Consider the following 25965-nt stretch of genomic DNA (forward strand, 5'->3'; position numbering starts at 1 on the left):
AGGGTCAATCGGACAACCAGTCACGCCATGGCAGGCTGGTATCACCAAGGGCAATGAAATCGCCGTTCAACAGGGTCTCGCGGCGGTTGTAGCGGAACGGCTTGCCGGTCGCGGCCGACAGTACCGCACCACCGGCGGCGTGCAGCACGCACTGGCCCGCAGCGGTATCCCATTCGGAGGTCGGACCCAGCCGCGGATAGACATCCAGGCCGCCTTCGGCGATCCGGCAGAATTTCAGCGACGAGCCCTGCGCGATGGTCTCGATGCGGCCCATGCGCGCCAGCAGCGCCTCGGTTTCCGGCGAACGGTGCGAGCGGCTGGCGGCAACGCGCAGCGGAGCCGTGGCCGGCGTGCGGGTGCGCAGCACGGTGTCATGCAGGCCCTGCCGCCGATAGGCCAGTTCGCCGCGCATGGCATGCCAGACAATGCCGGTGACCGGCGCCAGCACCACGCCGAATGCTGGCGCGCCCTGGTAGATCAAGGCGATGTTGACGCTGAATTCGCCGTTGCGCTTGACGAACTCGCGGGTACCGTCGAGCGGATCCACCAGCCAGTAAGCGCCCCAATGGCGGCGCTGCTCCCAGCCCACCTGCGCCGATTCCTCGGACAGGATCGGCAGGTCCGGTGTCAGCTGCCGCAGGCCCAGCTCAATGACCTGGTTGGCCGCCAGGTCGGCCGCGGTGACCGGGCTGTTGTCGTCCTTGATCTGGACCTCGAAGCCATCGGCATACACCTGCATGATGGCTTGGCCGGCCTGCTGGGCGATGGCGATGGCGGTCTCGCGCAGGTCCGTCGTCAGCTTGATCATCGCGTTCCCTGCAGCCACTGGCGGGCAATGAACAGCGCCGCCAGCGAGCGTCCCTCGGAGAAGTCCTCGCGCAACATCAGCTGGTCCAGTTCGGCCAGCTTCCACGGCACCACTTCCAGTTCTTCCGGCTCGTCGCCGGCCAGTTTTTCCGGGTACAGGTCGCGCGCCACCACCAGCCACGACTGGTGGCTCATGTAGGTCGGGGCCAGTGTCATCGCGCGCAGCACGTCGACCCGGCGCGCACCATAACCAGCCTCTTCCTTCAGTTCGCGGTCGGCAGCCTGCTCGGGGGTCTCGCCTGCGTCGATCCTGCCCTTCACCAGCCCCAGTTCGTAACGATGCATGCCGGCGGCGTATTCACGCACCAGCAGCACGGTTTCATCGTCGAGCATCGGCACCACCACCACCGCACCGTGACCACGGCTGACCAGGCGCTCGAAACGGCGACGTTCACCGTTGGAGAACTCCAGGTCCAGATGCTGGCGCTGGAAGGGGCCGTTCTCCTCATCGGTGATCCGATGGATGATCGGCAAGCGACGGCCGGCACGGTCATCGTTCATGCGGAATCTCCGCGGCGACCGGCGGCTGCGCCGGGGCCGATAGAATGTGCAGGCAGCAACATGTTCATGAGCCCGAAATGCTAGCAGACCCGACCCCCTCCCCGCTGGCCCGCCACTGGCGGCAGCGCGACCTGCAGGTGCTGTGGCACCCGTGCACGCAGATGCGTGAGCATCCGGACACCCTGCCGCTGGTGCCGATCGCCCGTGGCGAAGGCGCGTGGCTGATCGACCATGAGGGCCACCGCTATCTGGACGCCGTCAGCAGCTGGTGGACCAACCTGTTCGGTCATGCCGAACCGCGCATCGGCGGTGCCATTGCCACCCAGGCCACGCAGCTGGAACAGGTGATGCTGGCCGGCTTCAGCCATGAGCCGGCCATCACCCTGGCCGAACGCCTGTTGGCATTGGCACCACGCCAGCCCGGCCGCGAGCCGCTGACCAAGGTGTTCTACGCCGACAACGGCTCGGCCGGCGTGGAAGTGGCGCTGAAGATGGCCTTCCAGTATTTCCAGAACCGTGGGGAGCCGCGGCGCACGCGTTTCATTGCACTGGAAAACGGCTACCACGGCGAGACCCTGGGTGCGCTGGCGCTGGGTGACATCCCGCTGTATCGCCGCGTCTATGCGCCGCTGCTGGCCGAAGCGCTGTTTGCGCCGTCGCCCGATGCCTACCTGGCCGAACCCGGCCAGAGCGCGGCCGACCGCGCGCGGCAGGCTGCCGACGGCCTGGCCACGCTGTTCGACCAGCATCCGGGCGAGATCTGCGCGGTGATCCTGGAACCGCGCCTGCAGTGTGCCGGCGGCATGCGCATGCATGACCCGGTCTATCTGCAGCGCGTGCGCGAACTGTGCGATGCCCATGGCGCGTTCATGATCGCCGACGAGATCGCCACCGGCTTCGGCCGCACCGGCACCCTGTTCGCCTGCGAGCAGGCAGGGGTGATGCCGGACCTGATGTGCCTTTCCAAGGGTCTGACCGGCGGCTTCCTGCCGCTGGCCGCCGTGCTGGCCACGCAGGCGCTGTACGACGCCTTCCTCGACGACTCGCGCGAGCGCGCCTTCCTGCATTCGCACAGCTACACCGGCAATCCGCTGGCCTGCGCGGCGGCACTGGCGACGCTGGACATCTTCCGCGACGACGATGTGATCGCCCGCAACCGGGGCATCGCGTCGGTGATGGGCACGCTGGCGGCACCGTTTGCCGACCATCCGCACGTGGCCGACGTGCGCCAGGCCGGCATGGTGGTGGCGTTCGAGCTGTCGCGCGACGGCAACAGGCGCACGCCGTTCGACCCGGGCCTGCGGCTGGGCCTGCACGCTTACAAGGCCGCCCTCAAGCGCGGCGTGGTGCTGCGCCCGCTGGGCGACGTGCTGTACTGGATGCCACCCTATTGCGTGGATGACGAACAACTGGAGCTGCTGGCACACACCACGCTGGCGGCCATCGACGAGGCGATTGCATGCGCGTGACCCGCTGCCCCATCGACCTGGCGCTGCACAGCGGCCAGACCGTGACCCTGCCGGAAGAGACGGCCAACCACCTGGTGCGGGTGATGCGCCTGCGCGAGGGAGACACCTGCGTGCTGTTCAACGGCGACGGCCATGACTACAGCGCCACGCTGACCGTGGCCGGCAAGCGCGAGGTACAGGTGCGCATCGATGCTGTGCAGGCCATCGATAATGAATCACCGCTGGCGATCACCCTGCTGCAGGGCATCGCCCGTGGCGAGAAGATGGACCTGATCCTGCAGAAGGCCACCGAACTGGGCGTGGCGGCGATCATTCCGGTCAACGCCGAGCGCACCGAGGTGAAGCTCGATGCTGCGCGCGCCGAGAAGCGCGTGGCGCACTGGAACAACGTGGTGACGTCGGCCTGCGGCCAGTCCGGGCGTGCGCGCATTCCGCGGGTGGGGCCTCCGCTGTCGCTGGCGCAGGCCGCGGCGGCGCTGCCGGCCGATACGCTGCGGCTGACCCTGGATCCGCGGGGCGCACATCGCCTGTCGACGCTGACGGCCGCTCCGGCAGGGGGCGTCGTGCTCGCGATCGGCCCGGAAGGGGGCTGGTCGCCACGCGACCGCGACCAGCTGGCAGCGGCAGGGTTCCAGGGACTGCAGCTGGGCCCGCGGATCCTGCGCACGGAAACGGCCGGGCTGGCCGCGGTCGCGGCGTTGCAGGCGCGGTTGGGCGACCTGGGATAAGACAGGTTCGTGGTAGTGCCGGCCGCTGGCCGGCATCCACGGGATCAGGAGGTTGCCGGCCAACGGCCGGCACTACCGCGACCAACGCGTCCAGGGCAGCAGCCGAGCGCAGGCTCGGCTCTACAGGGCCCGCGCCAGATTGCAGTTTCCTTGTAGAGCCGAGCCATGCTCGGCTCGGTGCCGGTCGGCAGCCGGCACTACCGTTTGGTAGATCAGGCCGCCAGTGAATCCAGGGCGGCTTCCAGTGCGTCCAGGTTCGGCAGCAGCGCACTCTGCTCACCCAGCAGCACGCGCATGTGCACGGTCTGCGGCAGGGTTTCTTCGGAGGCGTCGGCCAGCAGGCCGTCGCGCGGCACCGAGATCAGCTGCGGGAAGTTCTGCGTCAGCAGCGCGTAGTACGGGCGCTGCGCGTTGCCGCTGAGGGACTTCAGCACCACCACCTTGTTGTGGCCGGCCACCGTCTCTTCGCCCAGCCCCGAAAGGCGTGCGAACGACACCAGCGGCACCTGCCAGCCGTGCCAGCCGATCTCGCCAACCAGCCAGCGCGGCGCATCGGAGACCGGCTGCACCGGCACGCGCGACATCATTTCGGCCACGGTGGCATTGGGCAGCAGCACGCGCTCGTTGCCGGCCTGGATCAGGACGCCGCGGATTTCGTCATTGCTGGCGTAGCTCATGGTGCGTCTCCGTTGTCGTCCTGCTCACCCCAGCGCGCGGCAATCGCCTGCGCCAGTTCCTGCGGTTCACCGGCCACCATGCCGGCAGCCACCACGGCGGTGGCCGCCGCCGGGTCATAGCAGCCCTCGCCCACCTGCCCGGCCACCCACGCACCGGCGGCCGCCAGGTCCAGCGCCGGGCCTACGTGGGCTAGGTCGGCACCGCTGAGCAGCACCAGCGCGGTGTGTTCGGCCGGCAGCGAAGCGAGCGAAATACCATTGGCATCGCTCTGGAAATGCAGGCCATCGCTGGCCGCGCGCACGCCGATATCATCGGCCAGCACGTGCACCTCGCCCGGCACCGCGTGCTGGCCGGCCTCGGCCAGCTGCACCGGCAACGGCGAAACGCGGGACATCTGCTTGACCAGGTTGCCGTAGCGGCCACCATCCAGACGCATGTGCACCAGGACCGGCACGCTCAACGACGCGGGCAGTGCGCCGAGCAGGCGACGCAACGCATCCGGGCCACCGATGCCGGCCAGCACCAGCAGCGATGCGGCACGCGCACCGGCCGGGGCGGCGGCATCCAGATCGACCAGGCTCAAATGATCGGTATCGAACGAGGGCTGCGGCGCGACGACCGGCGCCACGGCTTCTGCCGATACGGGTGCTTCGATCGATTCCTCGACCAGCGACCAGGCGGTGTGATCGAAGGAGACCGGCGGTGTCGCGGGCGCCGCCGGTTCGGCCAGTGCCTGCGGCGCCGAAGGCGGATCCAGAGGCTCGGGCACGACCGGCTGCAGCGCCGCCAGGGCCTGCTCCAGCGCGATCGGTTCGTGCAGGTCTGCCGGTGGCGAATACAGGCCGTCGGCCGGAACGTCATCGGCCCAGCTCAGCGCCTGTTCCAGGTGTGGCCGCAGGGCTTCTTCCTGCGGCGCCGGCGCGGGCGCCGGATGACCAGGCTCCAGCTGCAGGCTGGGCTCTTCTTCGGCGCCCGGCGGCAACACCTGCTGGTGGCCGTGCAGCTTGGCGGCCAGGTGGCGCCCCCAACGTTGCGCCTCCCAGCCGTCGCGGCGGGCGGCCAGCTCAGCCTCATCGAACACCAGGGTCAGCCCCGGTGCCGAGAGCGCGGATTCCAACCGTTCCAGTGCGTCCTCGATGGCAGCTTCCAGCGCGATCACCACGAACTGCGGATCCGCGGCCTGCAGGACCTGCGGCTCGAGGCCGTTCGGATCATCTTCCAGGACCAGCTGTACATCGGCATGCGCCAGCGCCTCGCGCAGGCGTTCACGCGCCGCACCGGGGCGGGCCAGCAGGGCGACGGCCGGGGCCGGATGGGTTTCACTCACGGACACGGGCGATCCCCAGCAGGTCGTACACGTTTCGCATCAGGTCCAGTTCCTGGTACGGCTTGCCCAGATAACGCTGGACACCGATCTCGAAGGCACGCTGGCGGTGCTTGTCGCCGCTGCGCGAGGTGATCATCACGATCGGCACATCCCTGTATCGCGGATCGGCACGCATCACAGTGGCCAACTCGTAGCCGTCCATGCGCGGCATCTCGATGTCCAGCAACATCAGGTCCGGCACGCGCTCTTCCAACCGCTCCAGTGCTTCCACGCCATCGCGGGCGACACTGACTTCGAAGTTGTGGCGTTCGAGGATACGGCCGGTCACCTTGCGCATGGTCAGCGAGTCATCGACCACCATCACCAGCGGCACCTGGCGTTCGTCGCGCGGCGCATTGGCCAGCACCGGTGCCGTCGGATTGGCCAGGAAGCGGCGCACCAGCGGCGCGACGTCCAGGATCACCACCACGCGGCCATCGCCGGTGATGGTGGCACCGTAGATGCCCGGTACCGATGCGATCTGCAGGCCGACCGGCTTGACCACGATTTCGCGGTTGCCCAGCACCTGGTCGATCGCCACGGCTGCACGCAGGTCACCGGCACGGACCAGCAACAGCGGCACCTGGTCCTGGCCATCGGCACGCGCCGGGGCCTGCCCGACCAGGCTGCCGAGGTCATACAACGGATAGTCTTCGCCGCTGTAGCGGTAGCTGCTGTCGGCGGCCTCGAAACGTTCGCGCGACAGGCGGCCGATACCGCTGACCGAGGCCACCGGCACGGCGAAGGTGGTCTCGCCGATCTGCACGAACACCGCCTGGGTGACAGCCAGCGTCTGCGGCAGGCGCAGGGTGAAGCGCACGCCCTGGCCGCGCACCGACTGGATGTCGACCGAGCCGCCCAGCTGGCGCACTTCGTTGCGCACCACGTCCATGCCCACGCCACGACCGGCCAGCTGGCTGACCTGGTCGGCGGTGGAGAAACCGGAGGCGAAAATCAGGTTGTCCAGTTCCTGATCGTTCGGCTGCGCGTCGGCGGCCAACAGGCCACGGTCGATGGCGCGGCGGCGGATCGCTTCGCGATCGAGGCCGGCACCGTCATCGGCCACTTCCAGCACGATTTCCGAGCCTTCACGGTGCAGGCGGATGGCAACTTCGCCCTCTTCCGGCTTGCCGGCGGCGCGGCGCTGTTCCGGCGCTTCCAGGCCATGGGCCACGGAGTTGCGCAGCATGTGTTCGAGCGGCGCGACCATGCGATCGAGAACATTGCGGTCCAGTTCGCCGTGGGTGCCTTCCAGGGTCAGGTGCACCTGCTTGCCGGTATCCATGCCGGACTGGCGGACCACGCGGCGCAGGCGCGGCACCAGGCCATCGAACGGCACCATGCGCGCGCGCATCAGGCCGTCCTGCAGCTCGGAGCTGACGCGCGACTGCTGTTGCAGCAGCGAATCGTACTGGCGCGACAGATCGTCCAGCACCCCTTGCAGGCCGCCAAGGTCGGCCGCCGATTCGTTCAGCGCACGGCTGAGCTGTTGCAGCGTGGAGAAGCGGTCCAGCTCCAGCGGATCGAACTTCTGGTCTGCCTGGTCCTGCTCACGCTGGTAGCGGGCGACGATCTGCGCTTCGGTTTCCAGGTCGAGCCGGCGCAGCTGGTCGCGCAGTCGCGCGTTGGTGCGCTCCAGCTCGCCCATCGCACCGCGGAACGCGCCGAGCTGCTGCTCAAGGCGCGAGCGGTAGATCGCCACTTCACCGGCATGGTTGACCAGGCGGTCGAGCAGATCCGCGCGCACGCGCACCTGTTCCTGCTGCGGGCGTGCCAGCGGATCTTCATCGACCACGCCTTCGGCGGGCAGCGGTGCCGACAGCGGCGCGTCGAGCAGTGCCGGCGCCGGACTGGCGACCGCTGCCGAAACAGTTTCCGCGACGCTCGCCACGTTGGCTGCAGCTACGGCAGCCGCCGCTGCCGTAGCGAGATCGGTGGTCGTACGCACTTCGAACGCGTCGACCAGGTCCTGCGCCGGTTCCACCACGCGATGGTCGCCGGTGCGGGTGAGCAGCTGGTGCAGGCGATCGAATCCGCGCTCCAGCAACTGCACATCGCGGCGTTCGATCTCGGTGCGACCAGCGGCGACGGCTTCCAGCAACGATTCGATGCTGTGGCCAAGATCGCCGATGGCGTTGATGCCGGCCATGCGTGCGCCACCCTTCAGGGTATGCAGGTCACGCTGCAGGCCGGCCAGCACCTCGCGGTCCTGCGGCGCATCGCGCAGCTCGCTGATCAGGCCATCGCAGTGGTCGAGCAGGTCCTTGCCTTCCTCGACGAAGATGTCGACCAGCTCGCGATCGTAGACGCTGAAGTCGAGCGTATCGGCGTTGTCTTCCGGCACCGGGATGTCAAGGACGTCGGGTGCCACGGTTTCAGCCACGTCGGCGTCAGGCGCGCCAACGGCCGGGGCATCCGACACGGCATCGGCAGCTTCGGCGTGGACTTCCACCTGGCCCGGCGCGTCTTCCAGTTCGAAGAACCGGACCGGTTCGGCAGTGGCCGGCGCCGCGGCCTCCGCGATCTCCTCATTCACCGTCGCCGGGGACGGCTGATCGGCGCTCTCTCCTTCACCGATCGCCGCCTCCCCGCCGACGTCCGCATCCTCGGCAAAGGCTTCCGCCTCGCCCGGCGCGAGTTCGCTGGCCTGCAGGCCGAGCACGGACCATTGCCCGTCGTCGGCCAGGGGCTGCTCTTCGTCGATCACGTGCAGGCCGGCCTCGAGCGCGGCGTCCAGCGAGACCGGTTCTGCAAACCCCGGCGCAGCCATTTCATCCTGCAGGCTCGACAGCTCGCTGTCGAGTGGCAGTGCAGCAGGCGTCTCGAATGCCTCAGGGTCAGCGACGTGCACGTGATCGAACGAGGACGCATTCAGGTCAGATGCGACGGCTTCGACAGCATCCGGAATCTCTTCGGCATCGCGGTCGTCGACCGGCAGCGCACTCGCATCCAGGTACGGCGACAGATCGTCCACGACGGTCAAACCGGCATCGTCGGCCAACAGCGGCGCGCTTTCGGCCTCCGTCTCGACACCGTCTACCTCAACGCCCGGAACATCGTCGGCCACCTGGATCGATTCGACCACCGGTAGCGACGCCGCTCCCTCACCCGGTACCGACGGCCATCCGGCATCGAAGTAGCGCGAAAGATCGTCGCTGGCAGTCAGCTCACCGACCTCCAGCCCGCCCTCGCCCTCAATCGCCGCATCCTCGACCGGGGCTTCGGCGACATCGGCAACTGCCTGTGGTTCCTGCTCCGGCGCGACGGACGAAGGCGGTACCGCATCGGTTTCAGGCGCGATGGCTGCCGAGGCGTCCGCATCCCATTCCGCCGTCGGTTCGTCATCCAGCGCCAGCTCGGCTTCGTCGTCCTCCAGGCCCACCATCGGCCAGCGCGCTTCCGGCAACTCGCTGGCCAGCGCCTGCAGGCGCTGTGCCAGTACCTGTTGCGGTGCGATGCGCGGCTGTTCGGCCTGCAGCGCTTCCATCGTGGCGGTGATCGCCTGCGCGGTCGCATCCAGCGCGGCCACGCCTTCATCATTCGGCACCACCTCGGCGGCCAGTGCACGCTTGATGTAGGACTCGGCACCGCCGGTTACAGCCGTGATCTCGGGCACTTCGGTCATCGCGAAGGCGCCGTTCATGGTGTGCACTGCGCGCAGGAGTGCGTCGCTGACCGGCTGCGGTGCCTGCTGCGCCGAACGCAGCCAGTCCTGCAGGGTGGCCTGGTGGACTTCCACCTCGGCCTCGAGAATCTCGCGCAGCACGCTGTCGATGTTGGCCGGCGTGCCGGTGGTTTCGGCCTCCTCGGCGGTATCGGCCAGCGCCGAAGCGGCAATCTCCGCGTCGAGAATGCGGCTGATCTCGTCTTCGCCCTCGGCTTCGGCCAGCGGTGCGACCGGTGCAGTGGCCCCAGGCAGGGGGACGTAGTAGGTTTCCTCGCCTGCACCGACACGATCGGCGATGGCCTGCATGGCCTGCAGGTCGACGCTGATGCGCTGGCCATGGCGCAGCGCCGCGTTCAGCTGGGGCAGCGCCGCATGCGCGTTGTCGACCATCGCCAGCACGGCGGGGGATGCAGCGCGGCTGCCATCCAGCACGCGGTTGAGCATGCCTTCGATCTTCCACGCGAACTCACCCAGGGTGCGTGCGCCGACCAGGCGGCCACTGCCCTTGAGAGTATGGAAGATGCGGCGGATCGGGCGCAGCCGGTCCATGTTGTCCGGCTGCATCCGCCATGCCGGCAGCAGCGTGCCGAGATTGGCCAGCTCATCGTCGAACTCTTCCAGGAACACCTCGCGGATGTCCTCGTCGATGTTCTCGGCATCGTCATCGAAACCGGCGTCGAAGCCCGCATTGGTGTCAGCATCGGTCCCGGCAACGGCCGAATCCACCGCCTCCGGCGCTGCCGCAGCGGCCATCGCCTGTGGATTGAAGCCGGCAGCGGCCGCACTCAACTCGGCGAAGAACTGGGCGTCGGCCTCGCTGAAATCGATCGGCGCGATGGTGTCGATATCGATCACCGACACGGCCGGCGCCGAGGTTTCCGCTGCCGGGATGGGCGCTTCGATCGACGGCGGCGTGATCAACGTTGCCGGCAGGTCATCCGGGGCCTCATCCACCTCGGCCAGCACTGCGGGCGATACATCGGCCAGCGGCGGGACGACGGCATCGACGATCTCCAGCGAAGGATGCAACGCGGCGTCATCGTCCAGCGACAGCGTTTCCATCGCATGCAGCGACAGCACGTCGTCAGCGTTGTCCAGCGCGTCGGCATCGAAGCGGAACACCACGTCGTCGGCCACGGCAGCCGCATCCTGTTCGGCCGCCACCGGGTCGAATACCGGTGCAGCATCGAAAGCGGTCGCGGAGGAATCCACCGCGTCCGTCATCTCATCGATCACAGGCGCTGCGGTGTCCTCAAGCATCTGCGGCGCCTCGGACAGCGACCACTGCGGTGCACCGGGGTGGCCGCTGTCAGCCAGTTCGAAGCTGACCGGATCGAAACTGGCGAAGGTCGGGCTGCGCTCGTCATCGGCAGGCACGATGGCGTCGGCCTCCGGATGGAACGGCGCCAGCTCCCACTGCGGGACATCCGGCGCAGGTGCGCTGGACGCCGCGAAGACCAACGATGCCTCCGCATCGTCGTGCGTCGGCGACGGCGAAGCATCGATATCAGCCTTGCTGGCGGCCACGGCGGCCACGGTGCCCAGTGCGCCGAACATCAAGCGGTTGTCGGACACCATCGGCGCCGGCGAGGCCGGCGGCGGATCGAAGGTGAAGTCCGGCAGTGGCACCGGCACGTCGCCGGCAGCGGGCGCCGCAGGCTGCACCGGAACCTCGATGCGCTCCGGCTGCAGCGGCTCGGCCTGCAACGCAACCGGCTCACGTTCGACCGGCAGCAGTGCCGGCGCTTCCGGCGCGACGGCATTGTGCTCCGGCAGCGGCCAGTAGCGCAGAGCCTCGAGGCTGCTGCGGGTGATTTCGAGGATGTCCTCGCGGCCCGGGCGGCGGTCGCGCAGGGCTTCCAGGTAGTACTCCAGGCTGGCCATGGCATCGGCCAGGGTGTCCAGCTGGCGGCCACTGGGCACGCGCTGGCGGCCGATCAGTTCGGCCTCGATGTACTGCTGCACGCCGCGCAGGTAATCGGCGGCGGTACCCAGGTCGAGCATGCGCAGCGCGCCGGACACATCGCCCAGCAGGCGTGGTACATCCTGCAGCTCGGCATGGTTCCAGCTGGTTTCGATGAAGGCGACGAAATGCTCGCGGGCAGCGGCGAAGTTGGCGATGGCTTCATGCGCCAGCACCTCCACCGTGCGCCGGTTCTCGACCGCGCTCGGATCGTCCTCGCCACTGCCGCCGGCGCCCAGATGGGCAACCTGGTCGTCCAGCGAGGCATCGACGTACAGCAGTGCACCGGCAATATCCAGCAGCAGGTTCTCGTCAATCTGCTGGCGACCTTCAACCACGCCGCGCAGCGCATCGCGCTGCTGCACGACCACGCCGCGGGCCACGCCCAGGCCCATCATGCCCAGCGTGTCGGCCACGGCGCCAAGCTCGTTGGCCTGGGTCTGCAGCTGTTCCGGCGCACCACCGGTGCGCAGGTGCAGGTCAAGCGCATCCTTGATGCGCAGCAGTTCTTCCTTCACCGCACTGCCGACCGTGTCGAGCAGCTCGCGGTTGCGTCCGCTCAGGCTGCCACGGGCATGGTCCAGCTCGGCCTCGGTGGCGGTGACGCTCTCCGGCGCAAAGGCCAGCAGCACACTGTCAGTGACGCCTTCTTCGCCGCGCGACGCACGGATCTCGTTGAGCAGCGGCATCAGCACGATCGGAATGTCGCGATGGCCGTTCTGCAGGCGTTCCAGATAGTCGGGCAGCAGCACGCTGCCACGCATCAGGGTTGCGCAGGCTTCATCACGGTCGGCCACGCGACCAGCGCCGATGGCATTGGCCAGCTGCTCCAGTTCTTCGGCCACCATCGCCGGGGCATACAGCTCGACCATGCGCAGGGTGCCCTGCACCTGGTGCAGGTAGCCGGCGCAGATGCGCATGCGGCTGGCATCGGTCGGGTCTTCGGCGTAGTACTCGACCTCGTTGCGCACCTGGCGCAGGGTCTCGTCCAGCTCGGGCTTGACCCAGCCCAGCGCTGCGTGGCTCATCGCATCGCGCAGACTGCTCATGGACGCGCTCCGTTCGCCGCCGCGCGGTGGCCGCGCGAGTTCTGGCGTGGGGAATGGAAATGCTTCATCGACTGGTTCCTTGCTCGCCGCCCTGCCCGCGTCACGCCGGCAGCTTGAAGTCGGCGACCGAACGGCGCAGGTCCGCCGCCAGCTGCGCGAGGTGGCCGATCGACTCGGCGGTCTGTCCGGCACCCTGCGAGGTCTGCCCGGTGATCTGCCGGATCACGCCCATGGTGCGGGTGATGTCCGAGGCGGCGGCCGACTGCTGCTGGGCGGCGATGGAGATGTTCTTGATGAGGGTGTTCAGCGCGTTTGACACGCGTTCGATCTCGGTCAGCGCGGTACCGGCGTCCTCGGCCAGGCGCGCACCAGACACCACTTCGGCCGTGGTCTGCTCCATCGAGGTGACCGCTTCATTGGTGTCGGCCTGAATGGCCTGGACCAGGTTTTCGATGCGTCGGGTCGCACCCGAGGTGCGTTCTGCCAGGCGCTGCACTTCGTCGGCCACGACCGCGAAACCGCGGCCCGCTTCACCGGCCGACGCAGCCTGCACCGCCGCGTTCAACGCCAGGATGTTGGTCTGCTCGGAGATGTCGTTGATCAGTTCCACGATCGAGCCGATTTCCTGCGACGACTCGCCAAGGCGCTTGATGCGCTTGGAGGTTTCCTGGATCTGGTCACGGATCTGGTCCATGCCCTGGATGGTCTCGCGCACCACGCCGGCACCCTCGGCGGCGATCACCACCGAACGCTGTGCCACGTCGGCCGACTCGGCCGAGTTGCGCGACACCTGCTCGATGCTCGCCGCGATTTCGCCGATGCGGTCCGAGGCCGAGGTGATCTGGTTGGCCTGGTGCCCTGCGGCCTCTGCCAGCTGCATGGCGGTGGCCTGCGTTTCCTGGGTGGACATCGCGACCTTGGCCGAGGTGTCATTGATGGTGGTCACCAGGTGGCGCAGCTCGTCGACCGCGTAGTTGATCGCGTCGGCGATCGCGCCGGTCATGTCCTCGGTCACCGAGGCCTTCACCGTCAGGTCGCCCTCGCCGAGCGAGGAGATTTCGTCCAGCAGCCGCATGATCGCCTGCTGGTTGCGGCTGTTGAATTCCACCTGGGTCTGGTAGCGCAGTTCCTGCTCGCGCGAGCGGCTGCGCACGTTGGTGGAGACGAAGCCGATGATCGCGATCAGCGACAGCGCACCGGAGACCACGCCAATCCAGAAGTTCGGGAACAGGCGGGTGTCGGATACCGAGCCGAACGAGGAGAACGCGTCGAACAACTTGCGGCTGTCATCCAGCATGTGGGCCGAACCCTGGCCCAGCGCGGTGGCAGCGGACTGCGCCGCGAACAGCTGGCGCGAGCTGGCCAGGATCGCGTCGGCGTCCTGCTTCATCGCTTCCCACTTCTGCTGCGACTGTTCCAGCGCGGCCACGGCGGCGGCACCGCGCACGGCGGTGATGCCCAGTTCCTCGTTGCCGTTGCGCAGGCCGTCGAGCACCTGCGAGAACACGGTGATGTCACGTGCCAGCGCATCGCCGGAGGTCGCCGCGGCGCTGCCACCGGCACGCATTTCGGTCACGCGGCGGGCCATCGAACCGGCCACCACAACCTGCTGCAGCGCGCTGTACACCTGCGACGACGGCGCGCCGGAAGCGGACATCGCACGCACCAGCTCGTTCAGCTGGGCCTGCAGGCCCGGCACTGCGCCGGTGAAGTTGTTCGCGTTGCCGGCCAGCGCCAGCACGGCCGGTTCGCTGGCCACCAGCTGCCCGGCCTGCTTGCCCAGCGGCGCCCAGGTCTCGCCGAGGGTGGCGATGGCACCGGCTACGCCCGGCTCCTTGCCGTAGCGTCCCTGCAGGGTCGACACGTTCTGCTCGATCGCGTTGCGGGTGGCCTTGAAGGCGGTGAAGGCCTGGGCGTTGCCGCCGACTGCGTCACGTCCCTGGTTGGCCAACTGCTGCGACAGCACCTGCAGGTCGGCGGCCTTGGAGCCGGCGTCGGCAAGGCGGCTGCCCTGCCAGGTGGCGACGCCGGTGTTGACGCCGAACAGGATCATCGATGCCAGCAGCAGGAACAGCCAGAGGTTGCTGCCGCCCAGCCGCAGCTTGCCGGTCTTGGTGGCGTCCGAAGCAGTACTCATCGTTCAACCTCGATCTTCAATGCAGGGGGCGATGCCTGGCCTCAGGCCGCGGCTTGCCGGAATTCAGGGGTGCGCGACAGCAGCGAGAGCGAGAACACGCCCCAGTCATGGCCGTCGGCATGGAAAGCACGATCGACGAAATGCCCGTAGCGGCCTTCTGCCAACGTGCCCGCTTCGATCTGCTGGTCCAGCTCGAAGCTGCGCTGGCCGAACAGTTCATCGATGGTCAGTGCGACGTCGCCGCCGGCCTGGCGCATGATCAGCACGCGCTGGCCTTCCTGCTGCACGGTGCGCGTGCCTTCCAGGAAGTACTTCAGGTCGACCACCGGGAACAGGTTGCCGCGCAGGTTGCCCACGCCCAGCAGCCAGGGCTGCGCACAGGGTACCGGGGTCACCGGCGGCATCGGTACGATTTCCACCACTTCGCGGAAATCGGACACCAGCCGGCGCTGACCGACGCGGAAACCCACGCCACGCCACAGGTCCTGGGCAAACTGCTTTCCGGGCAGCTGCACCGCATGGGCCAGGCTGCGCCGTTCATAGGCTTCAAGGATGTCGAAGGGCGAGCGCATCAGGCCACCAGTTCGTTGATCCGCGCGATCAGTTCATCCTCGCGCGGCGGCTTGACGATGTAATCGGCGGCGCCCTGGCGCAGGCCCCAGGCCTTGTCGGTTTCCATCGCCTTGGTGCTGACGATGATCACCGGGATGTGCTTGATCGCCGCATCACGGGCCATCGCACGGGTCGCCTGGAAGCCGCTCATGCCGGGCAGGACCACGTCCATCAGCACCAGCTGCGGCACCTGGTCGCGGACCAGCTGCAGGCCATCCTCGGCGTTGTCCGCTTCCAGCACTTCGTGGCCGGCACGGCGCAGCCACTGGGTGAACACCGCGCGGTCGGTCGGTGAATCCTCGATCAGGACGATACGAGCCATTGTGCCTTTCCCCCCTGGTCAGGCGTTGACGTATGTGCGGATGGCACCCAGCAGTTCTTCACGCGTGAAAGGCTTCGTCAGGTACTGCTCCGAGCCGACGATGCGTCCCCGCGCCTTGTCGAACAGGCCATCCTTGGACGACAGCATGATGACCGGGGTCGCCTTGAACAGCTGGTTGCCCTTGATCAGCGCGCAGGTCTGATACCCGTCCAGGCGCGGCATCATGATGTCGACGAAGATGATCTGCGGTTGCTGGTCTGCGATCTTGGCAAGCGCTTCGAAGCCGTCGGTGGCGGTGACCACCTCGCAGCCTTCGCGCTTGAGCAGCGTTTCCGCAGTCCTGCGGATGGTCTTCGAATCATCGATGACCATCACCCGGAGTCCTGCGAGTTCCCCGCCCGCAGTCGTGTTTTCAGTCATTGCCTATCCCCAAGCGCACGGCCCGATCTCTGGCGGGGGCCGCTGCGAAAGCGTATCTATATCGCACTTTCCGCGCCCGCTTCAAGGCCGCCCCACGGCGCGGGGCATGGCCCCCTCCTGAACGTGACGGGTTTCGCAATGAGTGCGCGACCGCCGGGCGGACGCTGCGTTGCAGTATGGCAGGGAGGCGCGCGACCGGCGTTGCCGCTACCATCAACGCCTTGCCTGACAGGTGCGACCATGCCGTTGAACGTCATCGTGGTGATGGACCCCATCGCCCACATCAAGATCGCCAAGGACACCACCTTCGCCATGCTGCTGGAAGCCCAGCGCCGCGGCCATGCCCTGCACTACGTGCGGCCGGGCGGACTGGCCCTGGAAGGTGGCGTGGCGGTGGCCCAGACCGCGCCGCTGCAGGTGCGCGACGACCCGGCCGGCTGGTATGAGCTGGGTGAGTTCAGCCGTACCGAGTTCGGGCCCGGCCAGATCGTGCTGATGCGCAAGGACCCGCCGGTCGACGCCGAGTACATCTACGACACCCAGGTGCTGGACGTGGCCGCCGCTGCCGGTGCCTGCGTGGTCAACAACCCGCAGGGCCTGCGCGACTACAACGAGAAGCTGGCCGCGCTGCTGTTCCCGCAGTGCTGCCCGCCGACCCTGGTCAGCCGCGATGCCAAGGCGCTGAAGGCCTTCGCCCTCGAACACGGCCAGGCCGTGCTGAAGCCGCTGGACGGCATGGGCGGCCGCTCGATTTTCCGCAGCGGCCAGGGCGATCCGAACCTGAACGTGATCCTGGAGACACTGACCGACGGCGGCCGCAAGCTGGCGCTGGCCCAGAAGTTCATTCCCGACATCACCGCCGGCGACAAGCGCATCCTGCTGGTCGACGGCGAACCGGTCGATTACTGCCTGGCACGCATTCCCCAGGGTGACGAGTTCCGCGGCAACCTGGCGGCCGGCGGCCGTGGCGAAGGGCGCCCGCTGAGCGAGCGTGACCGCTGGATCGCCGGCCAGGTTGGCCCGGAGATGAAGCGTCGTGGCATGCGCTTCGTCGGCCTGGACGTGATCGGCGATTACCTGACCGAGGTCAACGTGACCAGCCCGACCTGCGTGCGCGAGCTCGACGCGCAGTACGGCCTGAACATTGCCGGCACCCTGTTCGACGCGCTCGAGGCCGGCCTGCGCTGATGCCGTCCGCACCCGCCGTTCTGCCCCCGCCGCCACGCGAAGCGCAACGGCTGGGGGCCACCATCGCACTGTCGGTGCTGGTCCACGCCCTGCTGATCCTGGGCGTGGGCTTCGCCGTGAAAGGCGATGCTCCGCTGGTGCCGACGCTGGAAGTGATCTTCAGCCAGACGCGCACCGCACTGACGCCAAAGCAGGCTGATTTCCTTGCCGCCGCCAACCAGGAAGGCGGTGGCGAGCACGACCGCGCACAGCGTCCGCGCGACAACCAGGCCGGCATCGTGCCGCAGGCGCAATCCGGACTCAGCCCGGTTCCCCAGCAACAGCAATCGGCCGCGCCGGTTCCGCCGCCCCAGGCACGGGTGGTCAGCAGCCGCAACGGACAGGACACGGTGGCACAGGCACAGGCCCAGCCAGCCCCGGAACGCCCCGAGCCGGACGCGCCGTTGAGTGCACGCGAGCAGCGCGATGTGGAGATGGCGCGACTGGCTGCCGAAGTGCATCTGCGCTCGGCGCAGTATGCCAAGCGCCCGAATCGCAAGTTCGTGTCGGCCAGCACGCGTGAATATGCCTATGCCAATTACCTGCGTGCTTGGGTCGACCGTGCCGAGCGCGTCGGCAACCTGAATTATCCGGACGAGGCCCGGCAGCGCCGGCTCGGCGGCCAGGTGGTGATCAGCGTGGGCGTGCGGCGCGATGGCAGCGTGGAGAGCAGCCGCATCCTGCGTTCAAGCGGGACGCCGCTGCTGGATGAAGCGGCGCTGCGGGTGGTGAAGCTGGCGCAGCCATTCCCGCCGTTGCCAAAGACCGAGGACGAGATCGACATCCTGCAGGTCACCCGTACCTGGGTGTTCCTGCCGGGCGGCACCCTGCACGACGATCGGTAGGGTTTTGTTGCCCGGGCCTGCGGCCCGGGACCCGCTGAAAGGCTAGAGCAACGGCAACAGCAACAGCGGCGGTTGGTGTACTGAAGCGTGGCGAGGCGGTGTCGGGCGGCGGGGACGCCGCAAGTACGTCCGTGTAGGCTTAGCCGCGGCATCCATGCCGCGGATACCCCGCCACCCGACACCGCCCCGCCTCTGACAGATCACGGCGCACCATTGCTTGGGTAGGTGTCGACCTTGGTCGACACACATCCACGCCACGCGTGGATGCGAGCGAAGCGATCCGCTTTTGACTTTGATTTTCTTTTTTGATTTTCCGTGGCGGACGCACACGGAAACTGTCAGAGGTCGGACGGGGTGGGTTCGCGGGGGTGTCCGCGGCATGGGTCGGGCGCATGCGCCCGACGGGTTGGGCAGGACGCCCAACCCCGGTCTTGCCGTGTGCGCAGGACAGCGCACACGTGCAAGCCACGGCCAAGCCCCCATGGGTGAGGGCGCTTCGCTTGCGAAGCATTGCTTCGCAAGCGCCCGAACGCCCAGCCGCCAGCGGCTGGGCCGGACTGGGGGTTCACGGCGTCCCCCGCGCACCCACCTCGCCCGGCCAAGCGCGGCTCGTGCTTTCGCGCTCCGCCACGAGGGGCTCAGCCGTTGGCCTTCGCCTTCGCTTCTCGCGCCGCCTGCTGCTCGACCAGGGTCAGTGCCACGTTGTCGCGCAGGTACGCCGGCTCGACCTTCTCCGGTGCGATCGCCTCGCCACGCGCGAACGCCGGCACCGCCAGTGCCAGTACGTCCGACGCGCGCGGCAAAGCGGCGGCATCGAATCCACGCAGGCCAGCCCCAAGTTGCGCCACCAGTGCGCCCTCGGCCGCGCCGAAACCGGTACCCACACCGTAGGCGGACAGCCCTTCCGGCAGCGCCACCGCGGCAGGCGCGCAGACGCGCTCGGCATCCTGCACGACCGGCAGGCCGTCCACGCGTTCGAAGCGCGCGACATAGAGTTCGCCCATCCGGGCATCGATTGCCGACAGGATCTGCGTTTCTTCCACCGGTGCCCGCAGCGCCAGCACCTGCAGCGTCGAAACCGGCAGCAGCGGGCGGTCCAATGCCAACGCGATGCCCTGGGCGATGGCGATCGCCAGGCGCACACCGGTGAACGCCCCCGGGCCGCGACTGAGCGCGATGCCGTCGAGCTGGCGACGGCTGATGCCGGCTTCGGCCAGCAGCGCCTCGGCCCATGGCAGGCTCAGGTCGGCATGCCGGCGCGGGGCGATCTCGAAGCGTTCCAGCACCTGCCCATCGACATGCAGGGCAACGGAGCAGGCTTCGGTGGCGGTTTCAAAGGCGAGCAGTTTCATCAGATCAGGTCAGAACAGGGGGAACGTGGCACCGGGAGCCGGCTCCGGGCCCGGCGCAACAGCGGCCGGGTCAGCCGCATCATCAGCCACGGGCACCCATTGTGGCGTAAAGAAGGCCTGCACATCGGCCAGGCTGCGGGTGCGGCGGAAGGGTGGTAGTGAATCCAGGAAGACCCGGCCATAGCCACGGTTGAGCAGGCGCGGATCGCACAGGACCAGCACGCCACGGTCGCTTTCGCTGCGGATCAGGCGACCGACACCCTGCTTCAGTGCGATCACCGCCTGCGGCAACTGTTCGTCGCGGAACGGATTGCCGCCCTGGCTGCGGATCGCCTCCAGGCGTGCCTCATACACCGGATCGTCCGGTGCCGCGAACGGCAGCTTGTCGATCATCACCACACTCAGCGCTTCGCCGACCACGTCCACGCCCTCGCGGAAACTGGCCGAGCCCAGCAGCACGCCATTGCCCGATTCACGGAAGCGCTGCAGCAGCGTCGCGCGCGGTGCCTCACCCTGCACGAACAACGGCCATGGCCCGTCGCGCAGTGCTTCGGCCGCCTCGCGCAATGCACGGTGCGAGGCGAACAACAGGAATGCCCTGCCCTGCGATGCCTGCAGCACCGGCCGAAGGGTCTGGATCAGCGCGGTTCCGAAGCCCCGTGCAGCCGGATCAGGCAGGCCTTCCGGGAGGTAGCACAACGTCTGCTCGGGCCAGTTGAACGGACTCGGCTGGACCAGGGTATGCGGATCGTCCAGGCCCAGGCGCGCGGCGATGTGGTCGAATCCATTGCCCACGGTCAGCGTGGCCGAGGTGAAGATCCATGCCGCGCGGCTGCGCTCGCGATGCTCGCGCAGCGGGCCGGACACATCCATCGGCGTGCGCTGGCAGCGGAAACCCCGCGGCGTGAGTTCGTACCAGAGCACATCGGTGGCACTGGCGTGGTCCGCCGGATCGGCATCGAAATCGAGGGTGGGTTCATCATCGCCCAGCCAGCGCTGCAACCGCGACACCGCCTCGCGCGCCCGCGCATGGCAGGCGTCCAGACCCGCCGCCGATTCGCGCAGCGGTTGAAGTGCCTGCTCCAGCGCCACCAGGCCGGCCATCACCGTATTGAAGCCGTCGCGGACCTGTGGCATGGCCAGCGCACGCCACTGCGTACCCCGCGGCGGCAGCCCCTCCATCGCCGAACGCAACGCCAGCAACGCCTGTTGCAACTGGTCGACAGGCTCCTGCAGCGCCGATTGTGCGCCCCCTACGCCGCGCGCTTCAGCCAGGCAGTCGCGACCCAGTTCCTGCCATGGGCGCATGCCGAAACCTTCGCCGAAGAACTGCGCTGCCAGTTCGGGCAGCTGGTGTGCCTCGTCGATGACAAAGGCCTGCGCCCCCGGCAGCAACTCGCCGAAGCCGTCCTGTTTCAGTGCCAGATCGGCCAGCAGCAGGTGGTGGTTGACCACCACCACGTCGGCGGCCTGCGCACGCTGCCGTGCGCGCACCACGAAGCAGTCGTCCCAGAATGGGCAATCGGTGCCCAGGCAATTGTCGACAGTGGAGGTGACCATCGGCAGCAGCGGCGAGTCATCGGCCAGGCCCTCCAGTTCGGCGATGTCACCGAACTCCGAGCGGCCGGACCACGCCAGGATGCGCTGGAACTGCGCGGCCTGTTCGGGACTGGAAAACCGCGGCTCGCCCCGCGCCTGCTGCAGTCGGTAGCGGCACAGGTAGTTCGCGCGCCCCTTCAGCAGCGCGCTGCGCAGGCCGACGCCCAGCGCCTGGCGCACGCGCGGCAGATCGCGGTGGTAGAGCTGGTCCTGCAGCGCGCGGGTACCGGTGGAGATGATGGTGCGCAGCCCGGACAGCAGCACCGGCACCAGATAAGCGAAGGTCTTGCCGGTGCCGGTACCGGCCTCGGCCAGCAGCAGGTCCCGCTGCTGCAGCGCATCGGCAATGGCTGCGGTCAGGTGCAGCTGTGCCGGACGCGGGACGAAGGCATCCAGGTGCGAGGCGAGCGCGCCGCCTTCGCTGAGGGCTTCGCGGCTGGCATGGACAAGGTCGGACATCAGAGGGAAAGGATACCCGGCCGGGCGCTGCCCGGCACCCGTTTCAAGCCGGAGCGCAGGCAAAGGCAACAGCAACAGCGTGGTTCATGGCTCTGGGTTGCTGCGTGTTTGGCGGGGCGGGAGGGGCAGGCAGGACACGCCGTAAACCCGTCCATGGGGGCTCGATGGCGCCATCCATGGCGCCAACGGTCCTGCCTGCCCCTCCCGCCCCGCCTTCGACAGTTTCTCGGTGACGGATGGACGTGCTTCGTGGCGTCGCGCTTGCTCGACTGGATTCAGAAGCGGTGGGTCGAACGGAAACAAGAAGGGGTCGGAGCCGTTTTCCTGCGGAAAACGGATCCGACCCCACAACGAGTGCGCGCAGCGCGCGACCCGCTTTTGATTTTCTTTTTCTCTTCCGTGGCTGGCAGCACACGGAAACTGTCAGGGGCCGGGCGGGTGGGCTGCGCAGGGGCGTGAGCCGCATGGATGCGGCGACCGAGCTTACATGGACGTACTTGCAGCGTCCCCTGCGCAGCCCACCCGCCCGGCCCAATCACATGACCCGCATTTTGCGGCCAGCCACGAGGGGCTGCGCCGTTGGCTGGAAACTCAGTACCGCTTGATCCCCGGCACCGTGCAGCCTTCAATCTGCGCATGCGCCGACACCGCGTTCTCCTTCTCACCGCGCGCCAGCCGCGACTGCTCGATCGTCGCCCAGTGCCGGCGGCACAGCGGCCCGGTCTTCGAGCCCAGATCCACGGCCTTGCGCGCGAACGTCTCCGCCTGTGCCCACTGCCCCTGCAGCAGCGCCAGTTCGGCACGCTCCTGCAGCACCGCCGGGTCACCAGCCACGATCTCCAGCGCATGGTCCAGGCTGCTGGCGGCACCGGCGAGGTCGTTGGCCTGGCGCTGCGCCTGTGCGGCCAGCCTCAGGTCTTCCACCTGCGAATCACGCAGCGGCTGCACCGACAATTCCTTGTCGTCCGGACCCGCTGCAGCATCCACGGCCGCCAGGCGCTGCGCCGGCGTGGTGGTGTCGACCGGTTTGACTACCGGCGGCGCGCTGCTCACGCAGGCGGCCAGGGCCAGACTTAGGCCGGTCAGGGCCAGGGGCTGCAGCAGGGTTCGCATGTTCATCGGCATCATCGGCTCGGGGGAGGAGTGGTGGCGGCAGGTTCGGCGGGTGCTTCCGGCTTGCGGTCCAGGCCGAACCAGCTGCGCCAGCCACCGCCCTCGCCTTCAGCCTCGCCCTGCCCCTCGGGCGACGCGGCCGGCGCGCACGGCGCATAGGCAGGCGCATAGCCCACCACGAACGGGAAACGACGCGCGCCGGGGCAGCCTTCATCGGTGCTGTTGAGACCGGTGGGAGCCACCGGCTGCCAATCCAGGCCCTTGTTGCTGACCCGCAATGGCGCACTCGGCAGGCGTTGGAAGATGCCCGACCAGACCCGCATCGCGCCAGTGGCGCCATACAGGCCGGCCTGCTGGTTCTGATCGTTGCCGATCCAGATCACCGCCAGGTGGTCGCCGGTGTAGCCGGCATACCAGCTGTCACGGCCATCGTTGGTGGTGCCGGTCTTGCCGGCTGGCTGCAGACGGCCGAGGCCATCAGCATTGAGCCGCTGCGCGGTACCACTGGCGACGACCTGCTGCAGGCCGACACTGATCAGGTTGGCGGCAATCGAATCGCCTTCCTGTGCCGGTGCCGGGGTCTTGTCGTAGCGCTTGAGCAGCTTGCCCTGCGGATCGAGCACGCCACGCACGGCGTGCAGCGGCTGGATCTCCCCCCCGGACGCGAGGAACTGGTACAGCTGCGCCATCGCATACGGGCTCTGGTCGGTCGAGCCGAGGATCACCGCCGGATTGGCCTCGGCCTTGATGCCGGCCAGCACATGGATCAGCTGGGTCACGCGCTCGGGGCCGACCTGCATGCCCAAGCGCACCGTCGCCTGGTTGTACGAATGCGCCAGCGCATCGATCAGGCGCACCGTGCCGTGGCTGCGGTTGTCGGCGTTGCCGGGGCTCCAGTTGCGGCCGCGGCCGAGCTGCACCGTCACCGGCGAATCATCGACCCAGCTGGCCAGCGAATAGCGGTCCGGCTGCGCCAGGGCCAGCAGGTACACGAACGGCTTGAGCAGCGAACCGACCGGGCGCTGCGCCTCGATCGCACGATTGAAGCCGACCTCGGACACCTCACGGCTGCCGATCACCGCCAGCACGTCGCCGTTGTGAACGTCGGTCAGCACCATGCCGGCCTGCAGTTCAGGGCGACGCTGGCTTTCCAGCGACTTGATGGTGCGGGTCACCGCGCCTTCGGCATAGGCCTGCGCGGACGGCGACATGCCGGTCATCACGCTCAGGCCCGCGCCCTGCAGCGCAGATTCCGGATAGTCATGCGCAAGCTGCCGGCGGACCAGGTCGACGTAGGCGGGGAAGCGGTTGGCTGCCACCAGGCCCGGTGTCTTGGGCACACCCAACGGAGCCTTCAGCGCGCGCTGGTACTCGGCATCGTCGATCAGCGTGGCCTCGTGCAGCTTGCCCAGCACGAAGTTGCGGCGATCCAGCGCACGTTCCGGGTTGCGCCGCGGGTCGTAGAAGGACGGCCCCTTGACCAGGCCGATCAGCAGGGCGATCTGCTCGGTCTCCAGCGACTGCAGGTCACGCCCGAACCAGAATTCGGCGCCGGAGGACATGCCATGGATCGCCTGGCTGCCGCGCTGGCCCAGGTACACCTGGTTGAGATACGCCTCGAAAATCGTGCGCTTGTCGTAGCGCGCTTCCATGATCAGCGCGTACAGCACCTCATTGAACTTGCGGGTGAGCGTCTGCTCCTTGCCGATGCCAAGCAGGCCGCTGCGGGCCAGCTGCTGGGTGAGCGTCGAAGCGCCCTGGCGGCTCTGGCCACCGGAACGGATCGTCACCCACACCGCGCGCGCGATGCCGGACAGGTCGATGCCGTGATGGCGATTGAAGTCCTTGTCTTCCACTGCCTGCAGGCCGGTCACCAGCAGGTCCGGCGCCTCGTCCATGCGGATCAGGCGGCGTTCTTCCTGCTTCTGGCCGTACAGCGTGGCGATGCGCGCCGGATCCAGCCGCGCGGCCTTCAGTGCCTTGCGGCTGTCGGCATCGCGCAGCGAGGCCACGCCGCCATCGGCCAGCGACAGCTCCACCCGGCGCGGCGCCACCCGGCCATCGACATCGTTGTAGCCACGACTGGAGATCACAAAGCGACCGCCGTTCACCGCATAGGTGGCCGGCTCCTTGCCCTGGCCGTCATCACGATAGGCGGAGGCGGCCAGTTCGGTCTTCAGCGTGGACGCATCCATCGCCTTGCCGGGGGTGAGCACCAGCGGGCGCGCATACACGCGCGTCGGGATCTGCCAGCGCAGCTCGCCGAAACGCTGGGTCACCTGCTGGTTCAGGTACAGCGTATAGGGAATGAGGAAACCCAATCCCAATGCGACCGCAGCCATGCTCCAGGTGATCAGCCGGCGCCGCCACAGCGGACCGCTGTCCTGCGGGTCGTCGTCGAAATCGTCGATGTCGTCGGAATCGTAGCGTCGGGGCACGGGAGAAACATGGCATGGGCGTCAGCGGAGTCTACCCCAGCCCATTTCCACAGGGCAGGTTCACCAAACCGCCTGTTCAGCGATTTTCCGGAGGCAATGGTCCGCCCTTGCCTCGAAGTCCATCCCACAGACCTCTCAGCATGAACCGCAACCGAATCCAGCGAGGGGCGAGGAACAGACCGTTGCCTGCCAGCTTCAGCAACAGGCGCGGCACATCCTGGGCAATCCACACCCGTGGCGTATAGGCACGTCCATAGAGCAGAACGCGATTGCGCATAATGAAGTAAAGGCGGAAGGGCTTGTGCACGATCACGCCATCCGGCTTCGTACGTGATGGCAGCAGCTCCTCGCCGATGCTATGGGTCATCTGCGCATCGCAGATGCCGTACAGAGAATAGCCCTGGCGCTTGGCCCTGAAACACCAGTCCATGTCCAGGTTGTCAATGAACAGGTCTTCGTCCATTGCACCAATATCCTGCAATGCCGACATCGGCACCAGCGAACCGGACGTGATGAGGAAATCGCAGGAGATGCGCTGACCCGCCCCCCCTCGCAACTTGTGGTTGAACGGGAAGCCAAAGCGAACGAACGGGGCAAGCATGCCACTGCGCGAATCGCGGAACTGCGGCCCGACAGCAGCCACGCGCTCTGCGCGGGTGAGTTCGATCAGTGCAGTCCCCAGGACATCCACCATCTTTGGCGCCAGCACACTATCCTGATCCATCAGCAGCACATAAGCGAAGCCGAGCGCCTGCGCCCGCTCATAGGCCCGGTTCAAGGCACTCCCGAGGCCAACGTTGTGCGCCGAGGCAACCACGCTGACCCCCCCCCTTCCGGCCAGCAGTTCGTCGACATCAACACCAGTGCTGCCATTGTCGAACACCACCAGATGCCCCACCTGCTGCAGCACACTGTCAACCACCCGCCGCAACAGGTCCGGCTCGGGCCCATAGGTGACGATGACAGCGCAGACAAGGGAGGCATCGAATGCGGGCCCCGGACCTGGCCCTTGCGGAATCACTGGATTCATGACGTCATGTCGCTGGCTGCGGAACGCAGGCTGTGTGAAAAACGATGAAAACGACCAAAGGCCATCTCCCGCCAAGCCTGCAGCAATAGCATTGACAGCAAGACTGACAACTCACTGCACCGC

Annotated in this window: 18 protein-coding genes; 4 read left to right on the forward strand and 14 right to left on the reverse strand. The window is 67.9% G+C overall.

The genetic code is table 11. The features are described from left to right. Positions 1 to 4: 4 nt before the first annotated feature. Both cysQ and nudE read right to left on the reverse strand, forming a co-directional pair. Entirely contained in the window at positions 5 to 808 is an 804-nt protein-coding gene (gene cysQ / locus ACZ75I_RS14955) for a 3'(2'),5'-bisphosphate nucleotidase CysQ (RefSeq protein ID WP_053499520.1), read from the reverse strand. Further along, positions 805 to 1368: an ADP compounds hydrolase NudE gene (gene nudE / locus ACZ75I_RS14960; RefSeq protein WP_005418435.1), complete on the reverse strand. Its 564-nt coding sequence runs from the start codon at positions 1366 to 1368 to the stop codon at positions 805 to 807. Before nudE ends, cysQ begins: the two co-directional genes overlap by 4 nt. Positions 1369 to 1445: 77 nt before the next feature. Between nudE and bioA the strand changes: the two genes are divergently transcribed. Both bioA and ACZ75I_RS14970 read left to right on the forward strand, forming a co-directional pair. After that, positions 1446 to 2837 (forward strand): adenosylmethionine--8-amino-7-oxononanoate transaminase, encoded by a 1392-nt coding sequence (gene bioA, locus ACZ75I_RS14965; RefSeq protein ID WP_219626997.1) that lies wholly within the window; start codon positions 1446 to 1448, stop codon positions 2835 to 2837. Then, positions 2828 to 3565 (forward strand): 16S rRNA (uracil(1498)-N(3))-methyltransferase, encoded by a 738-nt coding sequence (locus tag ACZ75I_RS14970; RefSeq protein WP_180870121.1) that lies wholly within the window; start codon positions 2828 to 2830, stop codon positions 3563 to 3565. The genes bioA and ACZ75I_RS14970 overlap by 10 nt, the downstream gene beginning before the upstream one ends. Before the next feature lie 212 nt (positions 3566 to 3777). Here ACZ75I_RS14970 and ACZ75I_RS14975 read toward each other — a convergent pair whose 3' ends face one another. The 7 genes from ACZ75I_RS14975 to pilG form a co-directional block, all read right to left on the reverse strand. Continuing rightward, positions 3778 to 4242 carry a chemotaxis protein CheW gene (locus tag ACZ75I_RS14975; protein ID WP_005418442.1) on the reverse strand — a complete coding sequence of 155 codons (465 nt, stop codon included), beginning with the start codon at positions 4240 to 4242 and terminating at the stop codon, positions 3778 to 3780. Beyond that, positions 4239 to 5576 (reverse strand): chemotaxis protein CheB, encoded by a 1338-nt coding sequence (locus tag ACZ75I_RS14980; RefSeq protein WP_061478897.1) that lies wholly within the window; start codon positions 5574 to 5576, stop codon positions 4239 to 4241. Before ACZ75I_RS14980 ends, ACZ75I_RS14975 begins: the two co-directional genes overlap by 4 nt. Beyond that, on the reverse strand, positions 5563 to 12288 hold the full coding sequence (locus tag ACZ75I_RS14985; protein ID WP_180870118.1) for an Hpt domain-containing protein: 6726 nt from the start codon (positions 12286 to 12288) through the stop codon (positions 5563 to 5565). Before ACZ75I_RS14985 ends, ACZ75I_RS14980 begins: the two co-directional genes overlap by 14 nt. 100 nt (positions 12289 to 12388) lie before the next feature. Beyond that, positions 12389 to 14425: a methyl-accepting chemotaxis protein gene (locus tag ACZ75I_RS14990; protein ID WP_049415562.1), complete on the reverse strand. Its 2037-nt coding sequence runs from the start codon at positions 14423 to 14425 to the stop codon at positions 12389 to 12391. 41 nt (positions 14426 to 14466) lie between these two features. Then, positions 14467 to 14997, reverse strand: coding sequence for a chemotaxis protein CheW (locus ACZ75I_RS14995; RefSeq protein WP_005418454.1), 531 nt, complete (start codon positions 14995 to 14997; stop codon positions 14467 to 14469). After that, a complete protein-coding gene (locus ACZ75I_RS15000; RefSeq protein WP_005410717.1) occupies positions 14997 to 15359 on the reverse strand; it encodes a response regulator in 363 nt (120 codons plus the stop codon). Before ACZ75I_RS15000 ends, ACZ75I_RS14995 begins: the two co-directional genes overlap by 1 nt. 18 nt (positions 15360 to 15377) lie before the next feature. Further along, on the reverse strand, positions 15378 to 15779 hold the full coding sequence (gene pilG / locus ACZ75I_RS15005; RefSeq protein ID WP_005418455.1) for a twitching motility response regulator PilG: 402 nt from the start codon (positions 15777 to 15779) through the stop codon (positions 15378 to 15380). Between the two features lie 240 nt (positions 15780 to 16019). Between pilG and gshB the strand changes: the two genes are divergently transcribed. Beyond that, the gene (gshB, locus tag ACZ75I_RS15010; protein ID WP_061478899.1) at positions 16020 to 16967 is read left to right on the forward strand and encodes a glutathione synthase; all 948 of its coding nucleotides are present in this window, start codon (positions 16020 to 16022) and stop codon (positions 16965 to 16967) included. Then, complete coding sequence (locus ACZ75I_RS15015) at positions 16967 to 17851, forward strand: energy transducer TonB (protein WP_180870116.1); 885 nt, start codon at positions 16967 to 16969, stop codon at positions 17849 to 17851. Before gshB ends, ACZ75I_RS15015 begins: the two co-directional genes overlap by 1 nt. 638 nt (positions 17852 to 18489) lie before the next feature. On the opposite strand, the gene tsaB is transcribed toward ACZ75I_RS15015, so the two are convergent. From tsaB to ACZ75I_RS15040, 5 genes are all read right to left on the reverse strand, one after another. Next, positions 18490 to 19203 carry a tRNA (adenosine(37)-N6)-threonylcarbamoyltransferase complex dimerization subunit type 1 TsaB gene (gene tsaB / locus ACZ75I_RS15020; protein WP_472958181.1) on the reverse strand — a complete coding sequence of 238 codons (714 nt, stop codon included), beginning with the start codon at positions 19201 to 19203 and terminating at the stop codon, positions 18490 to 18492. A gap of 9 nt (positions 19204 to 19212) precedes the next feature. Further along, complete coding sequence (locus ACZ75I_RS15025; protein ID WP_472958182.1) at positions 19213 to 21261, reverse strand: ATP-dependent DNA helicase; 2049 nt, start codon at positions 21259 to 21261, stop codon at positions 19213 to 19215. Between the two features lie 591 nt (positions 21262 to 21852). Beyond that, the gene (locus ACZ75I_RS15030) at positions 21853 to 22389 is read right to left on the reverse strand and encodes a hypothetical protein (RefSeq protein WP_050562713.1); all 537 of its coding nucleotides are present in this window, start codon (positions 22387 to 22389) and stop codon (positions 21853 to 21855) included. Next, positions 22386 to 24812: a penicillin-binding protein 1B gene (gene mrcB / locus ACZ75I_RS15035; protein ID WP_072167685.1), complete on the reverse strand. Its 2427-nt coding sequence runs from the start codon at positions 24810 to 24812 to the stop codon at positions 22386 to 22388. The genes ACZ75I_RS15030 and mrcB overlap by 4 nt, the downstream gene beginning before the upstream one ends. Positions 24813 to 24888: 76 nt before the next feature. Next, the gene (locus tag ACZ75I_RS15040; protein ID WP_472958185.1) at positions 24889 to 25842 is read right to left on the reverse strand and encodes a glycosyltransferase family 2 protein; all 954 of its coding nucleotides are present in this window, start codon (positions 25840 to 25842) and stop codon (positions 24889 to 24891) included. Between the last annotated feature and the right edge of the window lie 123 nt (positions 25843 to 25965).

It is taken from the genome of Stenotrophomonas sp. X (genome assembly GCF_055721025.1).

What these genes read in the sequence shown, in the direction of transcription:
- cysQ (WP_053499520.1), bottom strand. Translation starts at nt 808, where the DNA reads ATGATCAAGCTGACGACGGACCTGCGCGAGACCGCCATCGCCATCGCC.
- nudE (WP_005418435.1), bottom strand. Translation starts at nt 1,368, where the DNA reads ATGAACGATGACCGTGCCGGCCGTCGCTTGCCGATCATCCATCGGATC.
- bioA (WP_219626997.1), top strand. Translation starts at nt 1,446, where the DNA reads ATGCTAGCAGACCCGACCCCCTCCCCGCTGGCCCGCCACTGGCGGCAG.
- ACZ75I_RS14970 (WP_180870121.1), top strand. Translation starts at nt 2,828, where the DNA reads ATGCGCGTGACCCGCTGCCCCATCGACCTGGCGCTGCACAGCGGCCAG.
- ACZ75I_RS14975 (WP_005418442.1), bottom strand. Translation starts at nt 4,242, where the DNA reads ATGAGCTACGCCAGCAATGACGAAATCCGCGGCGTCCTGATCCAGGCC.
- ACZ75I_RS14985 (WP_180870118.1), bottom strand. Translation starts at nt 12,288, where the DNA reads ATGAGCAGTCTGCGCGATGCGATGAGCCACGCAGCGCTGGGCTGGGTC.
- ACZ75I_RS14990 (WP_049415562.1), bottom strand. Translation starts at nt 14,425, where the DNA reads ATGAGTACTGCTTCGGACGCCACCAAGACCGGCAAGCTGCGGCTGGGC.
- ACZ75I_RS14995 (WP_005418454.1), bottom strand. Translation starts at nt 14,997, where the DNA reads ATGCGCTCGCCCTTCGACATCCTTGAAGCCTATGAACGGCGCAGCCTG.
- ACZ75I_RS15000 (WP_005410717.1), bottom strand. Translation starts at nt 15,359, where the DNA reads ATGGCTCGTATCGTCCTGATCGAGGATTCACCGACCGACCGCGCGGTG.
- pilG (WP_005418455.1), bottom strand. Translation starts at nt 15,779, where the DNA reads ATGACTGAAAACACGACTGCGGGCGGGGAACTCGCAGGACTCCGGGTG.
- gshB (WP_061478899.1), top strand. Translation starts at nt 16,020, where the DNA reads ATGCCGTTGAACGTCATCGTGGTGATGGACCCCATCGCCCACATCAAG.
- ACZ75I_RS15015 (WP_180870116.1), top strand. Translation starts at nt 16,967, where the DNA reads ATGCCGTCCGCACCCGCCGTTCTGCCCCCGCCGCCACGCGAAGCGCAA.
- tsaB (WP_472958181.1), bottom strand. Translation starts at nt 19,203, where the DNA reads ATGAAACTGCTCGCCTTTGAAACCGCCACCGAAGCCTGCTCCGTTGCC.
- ACZ75I_RS15025 (WP_472958182.1), bottom strand. Translation starts at nt 21,261, where the DNA reads ATGTCCGACCTTGTCCATGCCAGCCGCGAAGCCCTCAGCGAAGGCGGC.
- ACZ75I_RS15030 (WP_050562713.1), bottom strand. Translation starts at nt 22,389, where the DNA reads ATGATGCCGATGAACATGCGAACCCTGCTGCAGCCCCTGGCCCTGACC.
- ACZ75I_RS15040 (WP_472958185.1), bottom strand. Translation starts at nt 25,842, where the DNA reads ATGAATCCAGTGATTCCGCAAGGGCCAGGTCCGGGGCCCGCATTCGAT.